This window comes from Pseudomonas sp. IT-P171 (genome assembly GCF_949767765.1).
In the GTDB taxonomy this organism is placed as follows: domain Bacteria; phylum Pseudomonadota; class Gammaproteobacteria; order Pseudomonadales; family Pseudomonadaceae; genus Aquipseudomonas; species Aquipseudomonas fluorescens_B.
On record NZ_CATKQN010000057.1, the window covers coordinates 240,401 to 259,654 of the forward strand.

The following is a 19,254-nucleotide window of genomic DNA, read 5'->3' on the forward strand; positions in this document are numbered from 1 at the left end:
TCGGGTCAGGCGCGCAAATTGCGCACTAGAAATGTGTAAGGGTAAAAAATGTGCGCTGAGTGGATAAGTAGCTTGCTAAGGAATATACTTACGTTCATGGTTGTTTGTAAATACCTTGGCTGCGTACCCACATCGTTACAAAAGCCGTTTCAAAGGTTCGAATTGTAGGCCGGGGACGACACCCAAGAGCGTTCGCCCCACTTTTATTCAGCGGCTGTTCAGGCATCGCTGAAGCACCCTGATTGAGGTTGTACTGCCATGGTCCGTCGTACCAAAGAGGAAGCTCAGGAAACCCGTAGCCAGATACTCGAAGCGGCAGAAAAGGCCTTTTACGAACGGGGCGTAGCACGCACCACGCTGGCGGACATCGCGACGCTGGCGGGCGTGACGCGCGGGGCCATCTACTGGCATTTCAGTAACAAGGCGGATCTGGTGCAGGCCATGCTCGATACATTGCATGAGCCGCTGGATGAAATGGCCAAGGCGAGTGAAAGCGAAGATGAACTCGACCCACTGGGTTGCATGCGCAAGCTGCTGATTCATTTGTTTCATCAAGTTGCCCTGGACCCGAAAACCCGACGCATCAATGAGATTTTGTTTCACAAGTGCGAATTCACCGATGAAATGTGCGACTTGCGCCAGCAGCGCCGGGAGGTCAGCCTCGATTGCAATGTGCGTATCGGCCTGGCCCTGAGTAATGCGGTGAATCGGGGGCAGTTGCCGGACAACCTCGACACGGCCCGCGCGGCCATCAGTCTGCATGCCTACATCGATGGCATTTTGTATCAATGGCTATTGGCGCCCGACAGCTTTCAACTGCATACCGAAGCCGAGCGTTGGGTCGATGCAGCGTTGGACATGCTGCGCCTGAGCCCCAGCCTGCGCAAATGAAACAAAATGCTTAATTGGATCCGAATCTGTCAATAGACGCGGGCGAAGATCAACACGTCGCCCGCGTTGTTGTGATGGAGTGCTTTTATATACGGACGCGCTCCGGGATGACAGGTAGCGAGCTACGTATTTTGTAGGAAATTTGTGTCGCAGATGTGAAAAGGTGAGAGTGATCCCGAATGGTCGCTGCTTCAGCCGAGCGTGATTTCCACCTCGAAGCTGAACGGTTCTTCCTCTGCCATGCGGGTGATTCTGGTTGAACAATCGATCCTGGATGAGCCAATGGAAGTGACGGTATTTTTTACCGTTGCCCTGTGTCTTGGCGAAATGACGCCGAAGGATTTGTTCATGATCATGCCCAGGTCAAAACGGACCCCGACGTTCTGATCGATAAAATCAACGAACTGATTGAACATGATTTTATTTTTGGGCCAAGGGTAACCGTACGTATAGGCGAAATCGGATTTCAATGCGGTTTTTGTGCGAGGGGGAAGCTGGAATGACTGGCGCTCTGATGTGTGCAAAGGCAGGCTGGTTTGTGCAATTTTAAAAGTGTGCGGCGTGTTGTTAATGAGCTTGACGATCACGCGAGTGGTCTTCGTGCTTTTATCTTCATTTCGCCACAGCTCGATGCTCTGTTTCAGCGCACGCTCTGACTCAATCCCTTCAAGAAAGTCGATTAACTCGACCTTGGCGACCCCGATCAACTCGTCCAGTGCCTGCTGATTCTCCTCGCTGAAAAACAGCGGTGTCAGGTTGTACAGTGTGCCAATGGAGGTGTAGTTGAAAAACGATAGCAAGTCTTCGTGTGGGTTACTGGTTTGTTTGATGTCGTTCATATCGATTCCTTTCGATCAAATTAGGGGACGCTGAAAGTAACCTCGCTCTAAGTTCTGCTGCAATGAAGAGGTTGTTTCATGAGTTGAGCGTTATTAAATAAAAAACCCCAGGTATTTCTACCCGGGGCTTTTTTATACAGGCAGGACTTACATCATTGGATAGTCGATATAACCCACCGGACCTTTGGCATAAAACAATTCCGGACGTGCTTCGTTCAGCGGTGCATCGGCCTTCAAACGTGCAGGCAAGTCCGGGTTGGCAATGAACGGCACGCCGAAGGCGACCGCGTCAGCCTTGCCACTGGCCAGCCAGGCGTTGGCGCTGTCCTTGGTGAAGCGTTCGTTGACGATGTAGGGGCCGCCGAAGGCTTCTTTCAATTGTGGGCCAAGGCTGTCGCCGGCTTCTTTTTCGCGCGAGCAGATGAACGCAATGCCACGTTTGCCCAGCTCGCGAGCGACGTAGGTGAAAGTCTCGGCCAGGTTGTCGTCGCCCATGTCATGGGAGTCGGCGCGCGGTGCCAGGTGCACACCGACGCGGCCGGCGCCCCAGACTTCGATCGCTGCGTCAGTCACTTCCAGCAACAGGCGAGCACGATTTTCCAGGGAGCCGCCGTAGTTGTCGGTGCGCTGGTTGGTGCTGCTTTGCAGGAATTGGTCGAGCAGGTAACCGTTGGCGCCGTGGATTTCCACGCCGTCAAAACCGGCCGCCTTGGCGTTTTCTGCACCGGTGCGATAGGCGTCGACGATATCGGCGATTTCAGCGGTTTCCAGAGCACGCGGCGTTGGGTAGTCGGCCAGTGGGCGAACCAGGCTGACGTGACCTTTTGGCTGGATGGCGCTCGGTGCGACCGGCGCTTCACCGTTCAGGTACGACTCGTGGGACACCCGGCCAACGTGCCACAGTTGCAGGAAGATCTTGCCGCCCGCGCCGTGGATCGCTTTGGTCACGTTGGCCCAGCCGCGCACCTGGTCGTTGGACCAGATACCCGGAGTATCAGGGTAGCCGACGCCCATCGGCGTGACCGAGGTGGCTTCGCTGAGGATCAGGCCGGCCGAGGCACGTTGCACGTAGTACTCGGCCATCAGCGCGTTCGGCACTCGGCCTTCGTCGGCGCGGCAGCGGGTCAGCGGCGCCATGATGATGCGGTTGGCCAACTCGAGGTCGCCCAGTTTGATCGGATCGAAAATAGTCGTCATGAAATGCACCCTCGTGAGGTATCAGTGAGTCAGTTGGTAGCAGAGGCCAGTTCGGGATTACCGCTCTGACGGAAAGTAATCAGGGTCACCAGCAGGGCGAGTACCGCCAGTGCGGCGGCCGCGAGAGGTACGCTGGTCAGGCCGTAGCCGTGGGCGATGACGCTGCCGCCGACCCAGGCGCCGAGTGCGTTGCCGACGTTGAACGCGCCGATGTTCAGGGTCGACACCAGGTTCGGTGCAGCCTTGCCGTAGGTCACCACGTTCACTTGCAGGGCTGGCACGGCGGCGAAGCACGCGGTAGCCCAGAGGAACAGGGTGATTTCGGTCGGGATCAGTGCAACGCTGGTCCAGGTCAACACGGTGGAGACCACCGCCATGCTGATGAACACGCCGATCAGCGTCGCCGCCAGGCCTTTGTCCGCCAGCTTGCCGCCGATGATGTTGCCGACGGTCAGGCCCAGGCCGATGAGCATCAGGGTCCAGGTCACGCCGCGTGGCGAGACTCCGGTCACTTCGCCCAACAGCGGTGCGACGTAGGTGAACAAGGTGAACACCGATGCCGCGAACAATGCCGTCATGCTCAACGACAGCCAGATGCCGGCGCCTTTGAGTGCGCGCAGTTCGGCGCGCATGTCGAGTTTTTCTTCGTCGCGCTTGGCTGGCAGGAAGCGGATCAGGCCGATCAGGGCAATTACGCCGATCACGGTCACGGCCCAGAAGGTCGAGCGCCAGCCGGCGTGTTGACCGAGCGCGGTGCCCAGTGGCACGCCGAGGACATTGGCCAGGGTCAGGCCGGTAAACATCAGGGCCACGGCCGACGCGCGTTTGTTCGCCGGGACCAGGCCTGCTGCCACCACCGAGCCGATGCCGAAGAAGGCGCCGTGGCAGAGGGCAGTCACCACCCGGGCAAACATCAGTACGTTGTAGTCACTGGCCACGGCGCAGAGCAGATTGCCGATGATGAAGATGCCCATCAACGCCACCAGGGCGGCCTTGCGTGGCAGCTTCGCGGTGGCCAGTGCCATGAACGGCGCACCGATGGCCACGCCGAGGGCGTAACCGGTCACCAGCCAGCCGGCACCGGGGATCGACACGCCGAGGTCGGCCGCCACATCGGGCAGCAGGCCCATGATGACGAACTCGGTGGTGCCGATGGCAAAGGCGCTCAAGGCCAGAATGAGAAGCGAGAGGGGCATGGGTGATTCCTTATCGGCGTACTGACGTAAAGGGTCAGAGCTCTTTGCTGAAGGTGCTGAGGAATGCCTGGATGGTTTCCTCGTTGCGTTTGAAAAAGTGCCACTGGCCGACTTTGCGGCTGCTGATCAGGCCCGCGCGTTGCAGGGTCGCCAGGTGAGCGGACACCGTGGACTGCGACAAGCCGCAGCGTTGATCGATCTGACCGGCGCAGACACCGTGCTCATTGCTGTGAGACTGATCGGGAAATTCGACGTCCGGGTTTTTGAGCCAGTGCAGGATTTCTCGCCGTACCGGGTGTGCCAGGGCTTTTATTATTTCGTCGAGGTCGAGGTTCATGGTGTGGGGGCTCGTGATGTGAATAACGCTATATCGCGATGGACCGAACTTTAAATCGTTAGTTCGCGATATACCAATATGATTTTGCTCCGATAACCGTGTAAATCGGTATATCGGGTTATAACGATACGATGAGTGTAAAGACCAGCCTGGGCGGTGCTAAGCTGCGCTCATGAACTATCTCGCACATCTTCACCTCGGTGGCCAGCGTCCCGGTCAATTGCTCGGCAGTCTGTATGGCGATTTCGTCAAGGGTCGGCTGCAGGGGCAGTTCGACCCGGAGGTCGAGGCGGCCATCCAGCTGCATCGCAGCATCGACGTGTTTACCGACCGCCATCCGTTGGTGGATGTGGCACTGTCGCGGTTTTCCCTGACCCGCCGGCGGTACGCCGGGATCGTGCTCGATGTGTTTTTTGACCATTGCCTGGCGCGGGACTGGACGCTGTATGCCGACCGGCCACTGGCGCTGTTCACCCGCGACGTGTATCGGGTGCTGTCCAATGAGCCGCAATTGCCGGAGCGATTGGCAAGGATCGCGCCGCACATGATGGCAAATGACTGGTTGGGTTCTTACCGGGAGTTCGACGTGCTGGAGCAGGTTTTGCGGGGGATTTCGCGGCGGCTGACCAAGCCTGAGGAGTTGGCGGCGGCGATGCAGGAGTTGCGGGTGTTGTATGAGCCGTTGAGCGAGGATTTTCGGTTGTTCTACCCTCAACTTCAGCTCTTTGTGCAGAAACATCCAGCAAAATAAGCCCTGTGGGAACGAGCCTGCTCGCGATTGCGGTCTGTCATCCAACATAGTTGTCGACTGATACACCGCTATCGCGAGAAGGCTCGCTCCCATAGGGGATTTGTGTTTTTCCGGGGGAATTGCGTCAGGCCGCGATAGCCGGCCGCATCGGAACCTGCTGTTTCTCCGGAATCGCCCCAAACAACGCCTTCTGCACCGCCTGCTGTGCTTCAAACGCCAGCGCCGCCCGTTCGCGACCTTCACAAGCGATCGGCTTGAGCAGATGAATCTCCACCTCACCCCGATCATTGGCAAACAAGCGCATCAGGTGCGAGAGCAAATCATCGTCGCCAATGAACGGTGCCAGCGAGTCCACTTGACTCTCGCGCAGATAACGAATCGCTACCGGCTGCAGCTTCACTTGCGAATCAATCGCCGCCGACAGCAAGCGACCATGAAAGGTGCGCAACGAACGGCCATCGGTGGTGGTGCCCTCCGGAAACATCAGCAACGCATGTTCCTGTTCCAGATGACGGGTCATCTGTTTGCGGATCAACTGGCTGTCGCCCGAACCACGACGGATAAACAGGCTGCCAGCCTTGGCCGCCAACCAGCCCGCGACCGGCCAGGTACGCACTTCGGCTTTTGACAGAAACGACAGCGGCGTCAGCATGCCCAGCAGCGGGATGTCGGTCCAGGACACATGGTTGCTGACCCAGAGCATCGATTCCTTCGGCAATTCACCGTGCACGGTCACGCGAAAGGGCAGGGCATTGGCCAGCCGCGCCATGAAGAAACGCGACCAACGCTGACGGCGGACCATCGAATGGGCGATGCCCAAGCGTTCGAACAGCCCAAAGATGCTGGCCATGCTCAAGCCCAGCGCAACCACCACCAACACTCGCGCAATCCGCGCGTACACCCGCAGACGGCTCATTACACAGCCGCCTTGAAGTGCTTGGCGTAGCGCGGGCAGAGTTCGTCGCGCTTGAGCAGGATGAACACGTCGGCCACCTGGAAATCTTCATCCCAGCACGGCTCGCCGCAGATCTTCGCACCGAGGCGCATGTAGGCCTTGAGCAGCGGCGGCATTTCCGCGATGACGTTGGAGGGGATGTCTAAAACAGGCAGCGGTTTTTTCGGTTCGGCGCGCAGGTTTTCGGTGCACAGGTAACGTTCGCGCAGACGCTGCATGATCGCGTGGGCCTGAATGCCGCCGTCCTGCATCGGGATGCTCGCGCAACCCATCAAATAGCTGTAGCCGCCCTGGTTCAGGACTTCGGCCAGTTCACCCCAAAGCACGGCGATGGTGCCGCCGTTGCGGTAGGCCGGGTCGACGCAGGTGCGACCGATTTCAAGGATCGGGCCTTTGAGGTGGACCAGGCCGTGCAGGCTGAATTCTTCTTCGCTGTAAAACCTGCCCAGGCTGCTGGCGGCGGTGTGGTCGAGCAAGCGAGTGGTTGCCACCAGGCGTCCGGTGTTCAGGTCACGCACGCCGATATGGGCGCAGTGAACATCATAGTCATCCATGTCCAGACCCAGTTCCGCGCCCTTCAGCTTGGCGTTGAACTCGCCGCTGAACACGTTGAAGCGCAAAGCCTGGGCTTCCTGCAAGGCCTCGGCGCCCACCAGGCGTTCGGCTTGCAGGCGGCGTTCGTTGCCGGTGTCGCTGATGCGGGCGATCTGAGTCATTGCGAATCTCCGTGCGGGCTGGTCACCCGTCTTGGGTTAGAGCCGATCGACTTTCTTTATGCGGCCGTGTTGTGCAAAGTCAGGCTATGTAGCCCCGGTGTCATCGCCATGAAGCTTTGGTGATGCTTATATGACAGCCCATGAGGAGCCTCTTATGCCCTGGCAAACCCTGTTGAAACGTCGCGATCGCTTGCCCGCCAACCCGGACCTCGCAGAGGGTTTCGCGACCTTGTTGCAGCAGTTGGGCGCGGTCTCGCCGTTCGAGCTGGCGGTGGTTGGTGGACGCCTGATGGCAACACCGGGGCTGGCCTTTCTGGTGGGTTATCAGGCGGCGTTGCGCATGCTCTGGCCGAGCGCGCCGCCTAGCCTCGGCGCGTTGTGCGCGACCGAACAGCGCAGCCTGCGGGTGGCGGACATGCAGACACGTCTGACTGACCTGCGCCTGAGCGGGCGCAAGGATTTCGTCACCGCCGGCGATGCCGCGGACTGGCTATTGATTGCCGCCCGCAGTGAAGGCCCCGGCGAGGCTCCGCGCTTGAGCCTGGCCGTCGTTTATCCCGGCGAACCGGGTGTGCGGGTGGAAAAACTCCCGGCGATCCCGCTGATGCCGGACATCAGCCACGGTCGGTTGTTTCTCGAGAGCGCCTTGTGTGAATTGCTGGCGGGGGATGGCTGGGACGCGTACGTCAAACCGTTCCGGACGCTGGAAGATGTCTATGTGCTGAGCGCCATGACGGCGTGGTTGTATGGGGTGGGTCAGGACAGTGACTGGCCGCAGGGCTTGTCATTGCGTTTGCTGGCGCTGTTGGCCGGGTGCGCGGAAGTCAGCCGGCAGGCGCCGAACAACCCGGCCGGGCATGTGTTGTTGGGCGGGTTGTTTGCGCAGTTTGAGGGGTTGAAGGTTGAAGTGAATCAAGCGTTGGCCGATGGACCGCCGGAGTGGGCGGTGATGTGGCAGCGGGATCAGGCGGTGATGGATCTGGCGGCGGGGGCACGGGGGAAGCGGTTGGCCAAGGCACTTGCCGGATATTCGCTGAATTGACCGCGATGGCGGGCGGCACGGTCAACACAAACTTCAAAACTGTCATCAACCTCGACTAGGCTCAGCAGGTTCAACTTTTCGAGCCCCCTCCATGTTCAAAGGCTTGCCCCTGCTGTTCATGCTGCTAAGTCTCACAGCCCAGGCCGAAAACTGGCCCGCCGAGCAATGGTCCACCGGCCCGGCCCTCAGCGGCCCGGCCATTCAAGCCCTGGAAACCTACGCCTTCCCACCCCGCGACGAGAGCGACCGAAAAGGTATCCGCACTGACGCCTTGCTGGTGATCCGCGACGGCCAGTTGATTTACGAACGCTACGCCGGCCCGACCACTGCCGAGACGCCGCACCTGACCTGGTCGGTCAGCAAAAGCTTGATGGCCGCGGTCCTCGGCGTGGCCTATGGCGAAGGCCTGTTCAGGCTCCAGGACCCGGTGCTGAAATACTATCCGGCGCTGACAAACCACCCGGCAATCACCCTGGCCGATCTGCTGCACTGGGCCTCCGGCCTGGACTGGCAGGAAGACTACGAATACGCCCCGCTGAAGTCGTCGGTGGTGGCGATGCTTTACACCCGCGGTCATCGCGACATGGCCGCATTCACGGCCGATCACGCCGAGTATGCGCAACCCGGCCAGGCCTTTCGGTATTCCAGTGGCGACAGCAATCTGCTGGCCGCCGCGCTGAAAAACATCGTCGGCCCGGCCCGGTATGCCGACTATCCATGGACTGCGCTGTTCGAACCCTTGGGCATTCGCCACGCCGTTTGGGAAACTGACGCCACGGGTACTTTCGTCGCCTCGTCATACGCCTACCTCACCGCGCGCGACTTGGCGCGAGTCGGCCTGTTGATGGCCCGCGACGGTCGTTGGGGCGACCGGCAATTGCTGCCCAAGGATTGGGTCGCCTTTAACCTCCAGCCTTTCGACCGCTATCGAGCCCATCAGGACGAGGCGGTGCCGGGTGGTCATTGGTGGCTCAATCGTGCCGCGGAGGGTGCCGCACAACCTTGGCCCGATGCCCCCGCCGACACCTTCGCCGCACTCGGGCATTGGGGCCAGGCGATGTACGTGATCCCCAGTGAGCACCTGGTGATCGTGCGTTACGGCGATGATCGCGACGGCAGTTATCGACACAACGAACTGCTCAGACTCGCGCGCCTGGCAGTCGCCGGGAAGGTGCAGCCATGAATCGCCGCCCTTTTGTCCGCCGCCGACCGTTCAGCTCGCTGGGGTTGATCCTGCTGATCGCCTTGCTCGGCTGGATCTGGCAGGAACGGGTGGCGCTGTGGGCGTTCCCGGACATCATCAGCGCCTACACCGCCAAGGAATACTGCTCGTGCCGCTATGTGATGAATAACGACGTCGAGTATTGCCATGGCTATGTCAAACAGTGGCTGCCTACCAGCAGCTTTACCGATGACCCCGCCAGAAAACGAATTACCGTCAGCGGGATGGGGCGCAGCAACAGCGCCGAGTGGGTCGGCGAACGCCAGGGCTGTCGGTTGATGCCTTGATCAGATCGCAGTCTGCGGCAGCTCTTACAGGGATTGTGTGTCCACCCATGGAGGAGCTGCCGCAGGCTGCGATCTTTTGATCTTCGCGGTTTGCAATGCGCTCACGGGCGGTTAAGGTTCGTGCAGGTTTATTTCCCCACGAGTCTTTATGTTCAAGCGGTCCCTTATCCAAACCCTGGCCTTTGTGCTGCTGACCGGAGCCACACTCTCGGCCCAGGCCAATTGGTACCTGGACGGCGAGTCTTCACGGCTGTCGTTCGTCAGCACCAAAAACGCCAACATTTCCGAAGTGCAGCGCTTTCTGGTGCTGCATGGCAAGGTCAGTCCCAAAGGCCTGGCCGAGGTGGAAGTCGAGCTGGAATCGGTGAACAGCGGCATCCCTTTGCGTGACGAACGCATGCGCAAGGAACTGTTCGAGATCCAGACCTTCCCCGAAGCCTTGATCACCGCGCAGATTGATCTGCGCCCGATCAACGACCTCGCGCCCGGTGCGCAACTCGAATTGCGTTTGCCGGTGACCGTCAATCTCCATGGCAAACAACACGACTACAACGCCGAACTGCTGGCGACCCGTCTCGATGATCGGCGCTTTCAGGTGGTGACGCTCGAACCGCTGGTGATCAACGCCGCGGATTTCGATCTGGCGCCAGGGCTGGACAGTTTGCGCAAGCTCGCCGGTTTGTCGGCGATCAGTCTGTCGGTGCCGGTGGGTGCGGTACTGATTTTCACGGCGCGCTGACATGGCCGGCGCGATTTTTCCCTGGCGTGAAGGCAACAGCTTCGAGCTGCTGATCGACGGTCCGCAGTTTTTCCCGCGCATGCTGGTCGCCATCGCTCGCGCAGAGGAACAAGTCGAACTGGAGCTGTACCTGGTGGAGGCGGGCGCCTGTGCCGAGGCCATGGTTCAGGCATTGGTCCAGGCCGCCGAGCGGGGAGTTCGTGTGCGCTGCCTGTTCGATGATTACGGCAGCCTCGCGTTTACCCTGACCTTGCGTCAGCGGCTGATGGCGGCGGGCGTGGAGCTGCGTTTCTACAATCGCCTGAGCTGGCGGCGCTGGGTCGGCAATTTCTATCGCGATCATCGCAAACTGTTGCTGGTCGATCAGAGCATGGCGGTGGTCGGTGGCACCGGTGTCACCGATGAGTTCTGGACGCCAGGCGAAGACACCAGCGAATGGCATGAGGTGATGGTGGAAATTACCGGCCCTCTGGTCATCGACTGGCAGTTGCTGTTCGACCGCCAATGGATCGCCAACCGCCACCGCCGCGCTTGGAAACCTGCTGCGCATTTCGGCCTGCCACGATTGCCGCGCGTGCCGTCCACAGGCGAGGGCATGGGCCGGGTGGCGTATGCCGACGCCCGTCAGCACCGCGACATTTTGCAATCGCTGGTTCGTGCGCTGAACAGCGGACAAAAGCGAATCTGGCTGGCCACGCCGTATTTTCTGCCGACGTGGAAAGTCCGCCGCTCGTTGCGTCGGGCGGCTGGCCGAGGCGTTGATGTACGTTTGCTGCTGACCGGGCCGCGCACCGATCACCCCTCGGTGCGCTACGCCGGGCATCGCTACTACCCGCGATTGCTCAAGGCCGGGGTGCAGATTTTCGAATACCAGCCGTGCTTCCTGCACCTGAAAATGGTGCTGGTCGATGACTGGGTCAGCATTGGTTCGTGCAATTTCGATCACTGGAATCTGCGTTTCAACCTGGAAGCCAACCTTGAAGCACTGGACCCCGGGTTGACGCGGGCGGTGGCGGCGAGTTTCGAACGGGACTTTGCGTTGAGCCAGGAGGTGAGCCTGGAAGCATGGAAACGCCGACCGTTGTGGCGCCGCGTGAAGCAGAGGGTGTGGGGATGGGTGGATCGGCTGGTGGTGAATCTGCTGGATCGACGGGGCTGAACCCAGTCTCCTCAACACCCCAAAACCACTGTGGGAGCGAGTCTGCTCGCGATGAGGCCATAACATTCAACATCATTGTTGACTGTCAGGCCGCCATCGCGAGCAGGCTCGCTCCCACAGGTTTTTGTGGTGTTTGAATAATTACAGCAATTCAAAACTCTGCTGCGTCACGTCCTGGGAGTCCAGGCCGATCTGCACGTTGAACTTGCCTGGCTCCGCCGCGTACTTGAGCTGGGCATTGAAGAACTTCAGGTCATCCTCGGTGATGGTGAAGTGCACGACTTTCTGCTCACCGGCCTTGAGCGTGATTTTCTGGAAGTTCTTCAGTTCCTTGATCGGCCGGATCATCGAGCCGGTGACGTCCTGGATGTACAACTGCACCACGGTTTCGCCATCACGCTTGCCGGTGTTTTTCACCATGACGCTGGCGTCGAGCTTGCCGGTCTTGTTCAGCGTGGTCGATGACAGGGCCATGTCGGTCAGGCTGAAATCGGTGTAGCTCAGACCGAAGCCGAACGGGAACAGGGGACCGGTGGTGTCATCGAAATACTGCGAGGTGTAGTTGCCCGGTTTGCCCGGTGTGAATGGCCGGCCAATGCTCAGGTGGTTGTAGTAGGTCGGAATCTGGCCCACCGAACGCGGGAAGGTGATCGGCAGTTTGCCCGACGGGTTGTAGTCGCCGAACAGCACATCGGCGATGGCGTTGCCGCCTTCGGTGCCGCTGAACCATGTTTCCAGGATTGCGTCCGCCTGGTCTTTCTCTTCGAGAATCGACAGCGGACGGCCGTTCATCAACACCAGCACCAGCGGCTTGCCGGTGGCTTTCAACGCCTTGATCAGATCGCGCTGGTTGGCCGGGATGTTGATATCGGTGCGGCTCGACGATTCGTGGGACATGCCACGGGACTCGCCCACCGCTGCCACCACCACATCGGCATCCTTGGCGGCTTTCACTGCTTCGTCGATCAGCACTTGCGCCGAACGCGGATCGTCCACCACTTCCGGGGCGTCGAAGTTGAGGAAGTTCAGGTAATCCAGGACCTTCTTGTCGCTGGTGATGTTGGCGCCACGGGCGTAGATCAGCGTCGATTTATCGCCCAGCGCGCGGGTCATGCCGTCAAACAGAGTGACCGATTGAGCCGGACGGCCAGCGGCAGCCCAACTGCCCATCATGTCGATCGGTGCTTTGGCCAGCGGACCGACCAGCATGATTTTCGCGGTTTTCTTCAGCGGCAGGGTTTCGCCCTGGTTCTTCAGCAGCACCAGGCTGCGACGCGCAACGTCGCGGGCCTCGGCACGGTGCAGGCGGCTGTCGGCGTAAGTGTCGGCCGGATCATCCTCTGCCTTGCCGATGCGCAGGTACGGGTCCTTGAACAGGCCCATGTCGTACTTGGCTGCGAGCACTTCGCGGACGGCGTTATCGATGTCTTTCTGTTCGATCTCGCCCGCCTTCAACAGCCCCGGCAGCTCTTTGCCGTACAGGGTGTCGTTCATGCTCATGTCGATGCCAGCCTTGATCGCCAGCTTCGCGGCTTCGCGACCATCACGAGCGACGCCGTGCTTGATCAGCTCGAAAATCGCCCCATGGTCGCTGACTGCCAGGCCCTTGAAGCCCCATTCCTTGCGCAGCAAGTCGTTCATCAGCCAGGTGTTGGCCGTGGCGGGTACGCCATTGATCGAGTTCAACGCGACCATCACGCCGCCGGCACCGGCGTCAATCGCCGCGCGGTACGGCGGCAGGTAGTCCTGGTACATCTTGACCGGGCTCATGTCGACGACGTTGTAGTCACGACCACCCTCGACCGCGCCGTACAAGGCAAAGTGCTTGACGCTGGCCATGATGCTGTCGGCTGCGTTCGCGCCAGTGCCCTGAAAAGCCTTGACCATCACGCCGGCGATGCGCGACACCAGATAAGTGTCTTCGCCGAAGCCTTCGGAAGTCCGACCCCAACGCGGGTCGCGGGAGATGTCGACCATTGGCGCGAAGGTGATGTCGAGGCTGTCCGCCGCGGCTTCCTTGGCGGCGATGCGCCCGGACAGGCCGATGGCGTCCATGTCCCAGCTCGACGCCAGCGCAATCGGGATCGGGAAAATGGTGCGATGGCCGTGGATCACGTCATAGGCGAAGAACATCGGGATCTTCAACCGGCTGCGCATGGCCGCGTCCTGCATCGGACGGTTTTCCGGGCGGGTGATGGAGTTGAACGTGCCGCCGATGTTGCCAGCGGCGATTTCCTTGCGGATCATCTCCCGAGGCATTTCCGGGCCGATGCTGATCAGGCGCAACTGGCCGATTTTTTCATCGAGGGTCATTTGCTTCATCAGGTTGCTGATGAAGGCGTCCTTGTTCTCCAGGGGTGCGGGGGTCGTGGCGGCCAATACGTTATGACTGGCCAGGCTGACGAACAGGCCCAGCAAACACAGCTTCTTCATGAATGGTTTTCTCTAAAGCCTAAACGGCGGGGAATATGCGCCGGTCAGCCAAAATTTAGGGAGCGACTATTGTTGTTCAGGTAAATGCAGCACACTTCTGCGTGTCTTTGCGCTGGGGCATCTTTTAGCCCATTGGCTCGATGCAATCCAGTGGCGGCGGCAGATTATGCCCCAAGAGGCGGTCCAGAAGGTCGCTGGTTGTTTTTTCAACGGAATGTGCAAGGGAGCGTCAAACCAGATGAATGTACGACACCACACTCGGTCAAGCCTGCGGATCGCAGCCTTGATGTTGCTGACCACGATGCTGGCCGGTTGCGGCATCAACAACATTCCGACCCTCGACGAACAGGCCAAGGCCGCCTGGGGCCAGGTGCAGAACCAGTATCAGCGTCGCGCCGACCTGATCCCCAACCTGGTGGAAACCGTCAAGGGCTACGCCAAGCATGAAGAGGAAACCCTGACAGCGGTGATCGAAGCCCGGGCCAAGGCCACGTCGATCCAGGTGGATGCCAGCACCCTCGACAATCCCGAGAAGCTCAAGCAGTTCCAGCAAGCGCAGGATCAGCTGACCGGCGCCTTGAGTCGACTGATGGTGGTGTCCGAGCGCTATCCGGACCTCAAGGCCAACCAGAATTTCCTCGCGTTGCAATCGCAGCTGGAAGGCACCGAGAATCGCATCGCCGTGGCGCGTCGTGATTTCATCCTCGCGGTGCAGAAGTACAACACCGAAATCCGTACTTTCCCGGGGCGCTTGTGGCACACCGTGATGTACAGCGATCTGCCGATTCGTGAAACCTTCGAAGCCACCAGCCCCGGTGCCGAGAAAGCACCGGAAGTGAAGTTCTGACCGGCCTGATGCATTACCACGGATGAGGTTGCCAATGCGTTTGTTGAAAGTGGGCCTGGCGCTGTTGCTTTGGGTGTTTGTCGCCACGGCGCAAGCCGAGCTGAAGTTTCCGCAGCTGACCGGGCGGGTGGTGGATAACGCCCAATTGATTGAACCCTCAGTGCGCGAGCAGTTGACGCAACAGCTCAACGCCCATGAAAAAGCCACCGGTGAACAATTGGTGGTGGTGACGTTGCCGGACCTGCAGGGCACTGACATTGCAGACTTCGGCTATCAGCTCGGTCGCCACTGGGGCATCGGGCAGAAGGACAAGAACAACGGTGCGCTGCTGATCGTCGCTCGCGACGAGCGCCGGTTGCGGATCGAAGTCGGTTATGGCCTGGAAGATCGCCTGACCGATGCGCAGAGTTCGGTGATCATCAACCAGGTGATCACCCCGGCATTCAAGACCGGCAACTTCAGCAAGGGTATCAGCGACGGGGTCGCGGCGATGCTGGTGGTATTGGGCGGCAGTCCGCTGGATGAGCCGTCGACGGTGTACGACTCCGGCGGCAATCAGGAGAGTGACTTCGTTTCGCGGCATCCCGGGGTGTTTGTGTTCCTGGTGTTGCTGTTCATCCTGACGATATTCGTCTTGCAGATGTTCGGGATCCTGCCGGCTGGCCGAGGTGGCTCGGGCGGCTCGAGTGGTGGTTTCGGCGGTGGTGGATTTGGCGGCGGCGGTGGAGGCGGGGGCTTCAGCGGCGGTGGGGGCAGTTTCGGGGGCGGCGGTTCGTCGGGCGGCTGGTGATAACAACAATGAACGGGCATTCGTAAAATGGCACTACTGACTGAACACGAACAACGCAAAGTCGCCGAGGCAATTGCCCGGGTCGAGCGCGACACCGACGCCGAACTGGTGACCGTGCTCGCGGCCCGCGCCGACGACTATGCGTACATCCCGCTGCTATGGGCCAGCTTGCTGGCGCTGGTGGTGCCGGGTGTCGTGCATTACCTGACCGGCTGGCTGACCATGCACAGCCTGCTGCTGGTGCAATGGGTCACCTTCATCGTGTTGTGCCTGGTGTTCCGTATTCCGAAAGTCACCACCCATTTGATCCCGCGCTCCGTACGTCACTGGCGCGCCTCGAACCTGGCGCGTCGGCAGTTTCTGGAGCAGAACCTGCACCACACCGTGGGCAGTACGGGCATGCTGATTTTCGTTTGCGAGGCCGAGCGTTATGTGGAAATCCTGGTGGATGAAGGGATTTCCAAACGGCTGGACAACAAGAACTGGGACGCGATTGTGGCGGCGTTCACCCAGCAGGTGAAGCAGGGGCAGACGTTGCAGGGGTTTGTGACGTGTGTCGAAGCGTGTGGCGAATTGCTCAAGGTGCACGTGCCGGTGACGCATGTGAGGAATGAGTTGCCGAATCGGTTGGTGGTGTTGGGCTGATACACCTTCTGTGGTGAGCGGGCTTTTGTGGCGAGGGAGCTTGCTCCCGCTCGGCTGCAAAGCAGTCGTAAAACCTGAGAACTCGGTCTGACTGATGAATCGAATGGGGCCGCTTCGCGACCCAGCGGGAGCAAGCTCCCTCGCCACAGGGGACTCGACTCCCTCAGGATTCGCACCGTTCGGTAAATAACTGCGTGTCCCGAACGGCCATCCCCCCTAAAATACCCGCCATTCCCGATTCGCTCCGCCCGAGGCCGTTTTTTTCATGTCCGTCACCGCCACTCCCGCCAGCCTCGCGCCGGATCACCACGCCCAGTTCATCGACCTGCTGCAAACCAGCCTCGACGCCAACGCCTTCATCAAGCTGGTGCTGGCCAAGTACGTCGGCACCGAAGCGGATCTGCAACGGCTGATCATCAAGCAACTGACCGTCAAGGATCAGCCTTGCCTGTCCTTCGTCTACCGCTACAAGACCCGCGACATCACCAAGAACCTGCCGCTGGCCGAGGGCGTGGCGACCATCGCCGCGTTGTTGCCGGCCTCGTTCAAAAATGCGCATTTGTTGTCGCTGACCGACGAAGCCCAGCTCGAATACAGCAAAAAGGGCAAGTCTTCGCTGTTCAAGAGCAAACCTCAGCAATTGCGCGAAGTGCCGTCTGCCGAGCACAACCGCGAGAAGAATCGCTTTCTCGACCTGAGCCGGCCGTTTCTCGCCGACCTTGGTGTGACGAACAGCAAGCACGAGCTGATCCCGGCGATGTCGCGCAAGTGGAAGCAGATCAACAAGTTCATCGAAGTCTTCAGCCATGCGCTGACCACCTCGCCACTGGCGCTGGACAAACCGGTGCGGGTCGCGGATTTCGGTTCGGGCAAGGGTTACCTGACGTTCGCGATCCACGATTACCTGCGCAACACCTTGAACGCCGAAGGTGAGGTGACCGGCGTCGAGCTGCGTGAAGAGATGGTCACGCTGTGCAACGCCGCCGCCGCGAAACTGGAGCATCCGGGCCTGGTGTTCAAGTGCGGTGACGTGCGCAGCGTCGCACCGAGCGAGCTGGACGTGATGATCGCGCTGCACGCCTGCGACATTGCCACGGACTATGCGATCCACACGGGCATCCGCTCCGGCGCGTCGATCATCATGTGCTCGCCGTGCTGCCACAAGCAGATCCGCCTGCAAATCCAGAGCCCGGCGCTGCTCAAGCCGATGCTGCAATATGGACTGCACCTGGGCCAGCAAGCGGAAATGGTCACCGACAGTTTGCGAGCGCTGTTCCTCGAAGCCTGCGGTTATGAAACCAAGGTGTTCGAGTTCATCTCACTGGACCACACCAACAAGAACAAGATGATCCTGGCGGTCAAACGCGCCGAGCCGGTGGACCCGGCCCAGCTGTTGGTGAAGATTCAGGAGCTGAAGGATTTCTACCACATCAGCGAACATTGCCTCGAAACCTTGCTGCGGGCCGACGGCTATTTGAGCTGAACCCCGGCCGGTAACGTGCCCGGTTGCGCCGGACGCACAGCGGTCTTGCGTCCGAGCATCACCGTCACGATCACCCCGGCAGCAAACAGCCAGGTGATCGGCTCGATGTGTTCACCAAAGAACAACGCCGAGAACGCGATGGTGAAGAAAATCTGCAACAACTGAATCTGACTGACCCGGGCAATGCCGCCCATCGCCAAACCGGCGTACCAGGCAAAGAAACCGATGAACTGCGAGAACAGCGAGACGTAACCAAACGCCCACCAGGTCTTGGCCGAAATCTCGCCCTGGTGTTGCAGCGCCAAGTACACCACCGGCCCGATCAACAGCGGTGTCGACAGCACCAGCGCCCAGCAGATCACCTGCCAGCCGCCCATTTCCTTGGCCAAGCGGCCACCTTCGGCATAACCCAGACCGCCCACGGCAATTGCGCCGAGCATCAGCAAATCACCGGCCTGAATGCTGCCGGCGCCGCTGATCAACGCGTAACCCAGCACCAGCGCGCTGCCCAGCGCGGCACAGGCCCAGAAGGCTTTCGACGGTCGTTCGTGGGACAACCACGCGGCGTACAACGCCACGCACAGCGGTTGCAGGCCATTGACCAAAGCACCGTGGGACGCAGGCAACGTTTGCATCGCCCAGGCCGAGAGCACCGGGAAACCGAGGATCACCCCGGCGATCACCAGTGCCAGGCCTTTGACCTGTTTCCAGGTTGGCCATTTTTCCCGGCGCCACAGTAACAATATCGCGGCCGGAATGGCCGCGAACAGCGCGCGACCCAAGCCGTTGAGCAGCGGATGGAGTTCCTGCACGACGATCCGTGTGAAGGGTAGGGTGAGGCTGAAAATCACAACGCCAAGCAGGCCGAGGGCCATGCCGGTGTTTTCGCGCGAGGACATGATGGGGACCGGAATTCAGGGTGATGGGAGATGGCTTCATCTAGCCACAAACCTCAGGGATAGCTCTGTTACAGCTGGGCGCAGAGTTATCCGTACAGTTGCGAGTAATCCCTGTGGTGAGGGAGCAAGCTCCCTCGCCACAAAAGCTCATTGTTCGTAGTAGCTGGTTATTACCCACTCTCACGGATAAGGACTACCTTGAATACTCCTACGCATTTCACAGAGGAGTCCTCCCCATGGCTGCCAAGAAAATCCTGATGCTGGTCGGCGATTACGTCGAAGACTATGAAGTGATGGTGCCGTTCCAGGCCTTGCTGATGGTCGGTCACACGGTGCACGCCGTCTGCCCGGACAAATCCGCCGGCCAGACCGTGCGCACGGCGATCCATGACTTCGAAGGCGACCAGACCTACAGCGAAAAACCCGGCCACCTGTTTGCCCTGAACTTCGATTTTGCCAAGGTCGCCGAAGCCGACTACGACGCGCTGCTGATCCCCGGCGGTCGTGCCCCGGAATACTTGCGCCTGAACGAAAAAGTCCTGGATCTGGTGCGCGCCTTCGACAAGGCCGGCAAGCCGATCGCCGCCGTGTGTCACGGTGCACAATTGCTGGCAGCGGCAGGTGTCCTTGAAGGTCGCGAGTGCAGCGCCTATCCGGCCTGCGCGCCGGAAGTGCGCCTGGCGGGCGGCACGTTCATCGATATCCCGGTGACGGAAGGTCACGTTCAAGGCAATCTGGCCACTGCTCCGGCCTGGCCCGCCCACCCGAGCTGGCTCGCCGGTTTCCTCGGCTTGCTGGGCACCAAAATCACGCTGTAACGAGGGAC

20 protein-coding genes are annotated in these 19,254 nt (G+C 60.1%); 12 read left to right on the plus strand and 8 right to left on the minus strand.

Translation table 11 applies throughout. From position 1 onward, the window contains the following. The first annotated feature begins 258 nt into the window (after nt 1-258). A complete protein-coding gene (gene emhR, locus ACM6I5_RS25395; RefSeq protein ID WP_017336850.1) occupies nt 259-891 on the plus strand; it encodes an efflux system transcriptional repressor EmhR in 633 nt (210 codons plus the stop codon). Between the two features lie 191 nt (nt 892-1,082). Here the strand turns inward: emhR and ACM6I5_RS25400 are convergent, their stop codons facing one another. From ACM6I5_RS25400 to ACM6I5_RS25415, 4 genes are all read right to left on the minus strand, one after another. After that, nucleotides 1,083-1,730: a hypothetical protein gene (locus ACM6I5_RS25400; protein WP_414884912.1), complete on the minus strand. Its 648-nt coding sequence runs from the start codon at nt 1,728-1,730 to the stop codon at nt 1,083-1,085. Nucleotides 1,731-1,877: 147 nt separating this feature from the next. Then, nucleotides 1,878-2,927, minus strand: coding sequence for an alkene reductase (locus tag ACM6I5_RS25405; protein ID WP_414879564.1), 1,050 nt, complete (start codon nt 2,925-2,927; stop codon nt 1,878-1,880). 29 nt (nt 2,928-2,956) lie between these two features. Continuing rightward, entirely contained in the window at nt 2,957-4,123 is a 1,167-nt protein-coding gene (locus tag ACM6I5_RS25410; RefSeq protein WP_017336853.1) for an MFS transporter, read from the minus strand. A gap of 34 nt (nt 4,124-4,157) precedes the next feature. Beyond that, nucleotides 4,158-4,460 carry an ArsR/SmtB family transcription factor gene (locus tag ACM6I5_RS25415; RefSeq protein ID WP_017336854.1) on the minus strand — a complete coding sequence of 101 codons (303 nt, stop codon included), beginning with the start codon at nt 4,458-4,460 and terminating at the stop codon, nt 4,158-4,160. Nucleotides 4,461-4,632: 172 nt separating this feature from the next. Between ACM6I5_RS25415 and ACM6I5_RS25420 the strand changes: the two genes are divergently transcribed. Beyond that, nucleotides 4,633-5,211, plus strand: a complete 579-nt coding sequence (locus ACM6I5_RS25420; protein ID WP_017336855.1) for an ACP phosphodiesterase — start codon at nt 4,633-4,635, stop codon at nt 5,209-5,211. 124 nt (nt 5,212-5,335) lie between these two features. Here the strand turns inward: ACM6I5_RS25420 and ACM6I5_RS25425 are convergent, their stop codons facing one another. Both ACM6I5_RS25425 and olsB read right to left on the minus strand, forming a co-directional pair. Next, nucleotides 5,336-6,127 (minus strand): lysophospholipid acyltransferase family protein, encoded by a 792-nt coding sequence (locus ACM6I5_RS25425; RefSeq protein WP_017336856.1) that lies wholly within the window; start codon nt 6,125-6,127, stop codon nt 5,336-5,338. Then, nucleotides 6,127-6,882, minus strand: a complete 756-nt coding sequence (gene olsB, locus ACM6I5_RS25430) for an L-ornithine N(alpha)-acyltransferase (RefSeq protein WP_017336857.1) — start codon at nt 6,880-6,882, stop codon at nt 6,127-6,129. The genes ACM6I5_RS25425 and olsB overlap by 1 nt, the downstream gene beginning before the upstream one ends. Nucleotides 6,883-7,036: 154 nt before the next feature. Between olsB and ACM6I5_RS25435 the strand changes: the two genes are divergently transcribed. The 5 genes from ACM6I5_RS25435 (at nt 7,037) to ACM6I5_RS25455 (ending at nt 11,331) form a co-directional block, all read left to right on the plus strand. After that, nucleotides 7,037-7,924 carry an acyl-CoA dehydrogenase family protein gene (locus ACM6I5_RS25435; RefSeq protein WP_017336858.1) on the plus strand — a complete coding sequence of 296 codons (888 nt, stop codon included), beginning with the start codon at nt 7,037-7,039 and terminating at the stop codon, nt 7,922-7,924. Nucleotides 7,925-8,015: 91 nt separating this feature from the next. After that, nucleotides 8,016-9,107 carry a serine hydrolase domain-containing protein gene (locus ACM6I5_RS25440; RefSeq protein WP_414884913.1) on the plus strand — a complete coding sequence of 364 codons (1,092 nt, stop codon included), beginning with the start codon at nt 8,016-8,018 and terminating at the stop codon, nt 9,105-9,107. Then, on the plus strand, nt 9,104-9,433 hold the full coding sequence (locus ACM6I5_RS25445; protein ID WP_017336860.1) for a hypothetical protein: 330 nt from the start codon (nt 9,104-9,106) through the stop codon (nt 9,431-9,433). The genes ACM6I5_RS25440 and ACM6I5_RS25445 overlap by 4 nt, the downstream gene beginning before the upstream one ends. Nucleotides 9,434-9,581: 148 nt before the next feature. Next, nucleotides 9,582-10,172, plus strand: a complete 591-nt coding sequence (locus ACM6I5_RS25450; protein WP_017336861.1) for a YceI family protein — start codon at nt 9,582-9,584, stop codon at nt 10,170-10,172. Between the two features lies 1 nt (nt 10,173). Continuing rightward, nucleotides 10,174-11,331 (plus strand): phospholipase D-like domain-containing protein, encoded by a 1,158-nt coding sequence (locus ACM6I5_RS25455; protein ID WP_017336862.1) that lies wholly within the window; start codon nt 10,174-10,176, stop codon nt 11,329-11,331. Nucleotides 11,332-11,472: 141 nt separating this feature from the next. On the opposite strand, the gene bglX is transcribed toward ACM6I5_RS25455, so the two are convergent. Then, entirely contained in the window at nt 11,473-13,764 is a 2,292-nt protein-coding gene (gene bglX / locus ACM6I5_RS25460; protein WP_414884914.1) for a beta-glucosidase BglX, read from the minus strand. A gap of 238 nt (nt 13,765-14,002) precedes the next feature. Between bglX and ACM6I5_RS25465 the strand changes: the two genes are divergently transcribed. From ACM6I5_RS25465 to ACM6I5_RS25480, 4 genes are all read left to right on the plus strand, one after another. Next, nucleotides 14,003-14,611: a LemA family protein gene (locus ACM6I5_RS25465; protein WP_414884915.1), complete on the plus strand. Its 609-nt coding sequence runs from the start codon at nt 14,003-14,005 to the stop codon at nt 14,609-14,611. A gap of 34 nt (nt 14,612-14,645) precedes the next feature. Further along, complete coding sequence (locus ACM6I5_RS25470; RefSeq protein WP_414879569.1) at nt 14,646-15,401, plus strand: TPM domain-containing protein; 756 nt, start codon at nt 14,646-14,648, stop codon at nt 15,399-15,401. Between the two features lie 27 nt (nt 15,402-15,428). Next, nucleotides 15,429-16,046 carry a TPM domain-containing protein gene (locus tag ACM6I5_RS25475; protein ID WP_414884916.1) on the plus strand — a complete coding sequence of 206 codons (618 nt, stop codon included), beginning with the start codon at nt 15,429-15,431 and terminating at the stop codon, nt 16,044-16,046. Nucleotides 16,047-16,311: 265 nt separating this feature from the next. After that, a complete protein-coding gene (locus tag ACM6I5_RS25480; RefSeq protein ID WP_414879570.1) occupies nt 16,312-17,529 on the plus strand; it encodes a class I SAM-dependent methyltransferase in 1,218 nt (405 codons plus the stop codon). Here the strand turns inward: ACM6I5_RS25480 and ACM6I5_RS25485 are convergent. Next, entirely contained in the window at nt 17,517-18,428 is a 912-nt protein-coding gene (locus ACM6I5_RS25485) for a DMT family transporter (RefSeq protein WP_017336868.1), read from the minus strand. The two genes, ACM6I5_RS25480 and ACM6I5_RS25485, sit on opposite strands and share 13 nt — an antisense overlap. A 236-nt stretch (nt 18,429-18,664) precedes the next feature. Here ACM6I5_RS25485 and ACM6I5_RS25490 point away from each other — a divergent pair, with 236 nt between their 5' ends. Continuing rightward, nucleotides 18,665-19,246 carry a DJ-1/PfpI family protein gene (locus ACM6I5_RS25490; protein ID WP_008025704.1) on the plus strand — a complete coding sequence of 194 codons (582 nt, stop codon included), beginning with the start codon at nt 18,665-18,667 and terminating at the stop codon, nt 19,244-19,246. Nucleotides 19,247-19,254 lie beyond the last annotated feature (8 nt).